At 40.4% G+C, this 2235-nt stretch carries 2 protein-coding genes and 1 pseudogene; 1 reads left to right on the forward strand and 2 read right to left on the reverse strand.

The genetic code is table 11. From position 1 onward, the window contains the following. Nucleotides 1-193 (forward strand): annotated as a pseudogene (locus tag P9B04_RS22090) (hypothetical protein); the annotation flags it as partial. A 232-nt stretch (nucleotides 194-425) separates the two neighbouring features. On the opposite strand, the gene P9B04_RS22095 reads toward P9B04_RS22090, so the two are convergent. Both P9B04_RS22095 and P9B04_RS25250 read right to left on the reverse strand, forming a co-directional pair. Beyond that, entirely contained in the window at nucleotides 426-905 is a 480-nt protein-coding gene (locus P9B04_RS22095; protein WP_342057120.1) for a hypothetical protein, read from the reverse strand. Between the two features lie 689 nt (nucleotides 906-1594). After that, a complete protein-coding gene (locus tag P9B04_RS25250) occupies nucleotides 1595-1900 on the reverse strand; it encodes a DUF6220 domain-containing protein (RefSeq protein WP_446718031.1) in 306 nt (101 codons plus the stop codon). Between the last annotated feature and the right edge of the window lie 335 nt (nucleotides 1901-2235).

The following is a 2235-nucleotide window of genomic DNA, read 5'->3' on the forward strand; positions in this document are numbered from 1 at the left end:
AGACATCTATCTATTTTACCCCATAAGGGGGGTAACAAGAGCGGATTTGGTATTAGTCGCTCAAGCTGATGAAAATCGGTGTGTGATCATTAAAATACAAGAAAAATTACTAAGGTTGAATCAACCAGAAGCTGATGCCTTATGTATTGAAGTAAGTGAAGAATTGTCTTTGTCCCTGCCACAACAGACTTAGGCATTTGAAGAGGTTAGTCCCTACATCCCAACCCAAGAAATATCAATGATCTTTCCAAGAGGCGATCTCGGCAGAGATCCGCGAAGCGGTGCGCAGAGAAAATCTCAGACCCCATCCCAGTTACCAACCGCGAGGGCAACTCGATTATCATAGACTTTAGAAAAGGTAACTAGAGTTAAGAACATCGGCTGGAAGCATTGTCTTATCAAGGTTTCCCTTCGTTACTTTCATTTCAGATATTATTATCCCAAAGCTCAACTTTAGCCATAGAACAAATCATATTATATTCATCAGCCAATTCATGTATCCATCTCCCCATCTGTTGATTTTGATCACTTCCTGTTAACCAGGTAATTGTTACAAGACTAATAATTCCGTCCTCACTTGGTTCACAAGTAAATTTCAAATTCCCTTTTGACGTATCAGATAAACCTGGTTGGCAATTCCATTTGTTTTGTTCAACAATTGATTTCCAGGTATTATCGTTTTTAGCTTCAACCAGAATTTTATCTTCTGAAGTAGAACAAATCCAGCTAGTCATTTGGTCTAGTGTGTCAGTCCCATCATCTGAATTAGGAGAGTTACTTTGTGCTATTACTTTCAATGATGATTGAGTCGATAAATTTAAAGAAAAAAATAACAAACCGACTATTGTCCGCATCAAACTAGAAGGTATGAATTTCATTTTTTCTCCTTGACCAACTTGTTCCATGAATAAGTTTAATATAGATTGAACCTCATCGCCAATTTGACAAAACTTGAACGAACCCAACACGAAAAGCTTGTCCATATCCTTCAAGGCGGCTTTCTTGTCCAGTATGAATTGAGACGATGAAAACTTCCCTCAGTCCAAGAAGGCTAAACATTAAGATAAGAGCAACAATTATATAATTGCGGATGAAAATGCCATTTATGTTGTTGAATAAATTCACTTTGTTGATCCAGGGCTTTCAGGATACTTTCAACTTAAAGTATTGAGATGTTGTCAAATTGAAGATTCTGTGACGATCTTGTGTCTGATAAGACCACTCGTTGATCCCAATCACGGACTTGAGCCGGGATTTTATCGAGTGGCGATCGCGGATTTCCTTCGAGTTACCATCATTGAGGTCAACTCGATTACCATAGACAACTGAAAAGGTAACTAGGTTAAAAGCCTTGCCTGAAAGCATTGTCTCATCAGCGTTTCCCGTAGTTACCTTTTTAGATAACTGGGCAACAACATAAGGTAACGAGGTAACTGGATTATTCGGTGATGTGGATTGAGAGAATCAGCGCACCGCTTCGCTGCTCTCTGCCGAGATCGCTCTCTGAACAACCGTCGACTGAACCTTGTTCGAAAGCTATGATGGTGGCTATGTCAATCCGATGGAATAAAATTTAACATTAAATCTGAGGGTTTTAATCGCTCTCAAGAGTTGACGGGGAAATAGTCCGCCAAACACGATGTACTAAGGTTGAAGAAACGTATACTAGCGAAAATCCAATTAAAGGATGAAGTATTTCTAAATGCAGGGGGGTTTTAATATGAATGCTGCCAAACTGTAGTCCCAGCAGCACTGGTAAGCTAGTCGCCAAAGCACGAATTCTCTTGGAGAAAGGTAAAATCCTCGCTCCTGCTAGCAAGACTAATGATATTCCAGCGTACCCCCGCACCAATAAAACATGAATATTCCACCAGCCTGGATCGTTAAAGTAATACCAAATCCGCTCTTTTTAACCCCCTTATAAAACCCTTTACTAATAGATGATGAAAGCAAGTGTAAAGGGAATGATTTCGTGGTAATTTTGAAAGAGAATTCTCATAGGCTCAAGCATATTAGCGATCGCCAAGAAAAAATCCTAGAGAGCATTATTGGTGCGATCGTAAAGCTTAACCCTTAAGAGAGCAGGTAGAAAGGGGTACGGCAGCACTCGCGCTCTGCGACACAGCCAATGGAAGAATATTTATTCACTCTCATGGCCAAAGCGATCGCCTCTCAAATTGATAATTAAGCACAGACTGGGTTGTCTTCCCCTAGCTGTTCGGGGTCAGGCCACCA

The organism is Crocosphaera sp. Alani8 (assembly GCF_038442745.1).
Taxonomy (GTDB): Bacteria; Cyanobacteriota; Cyanobacteriia; order Cyanobacteriales; family Microcystaceae; genus Crocosphaera.

Coding starts and splice junctions, on each gene's coding strand:
- P9B04_RS22095 (WP_342057120.1), bottom strand. CDS start 905: ATGGAACAAGTTGGTCAAGGAGAAAAAATGAAATTCATACCTTCTAGT.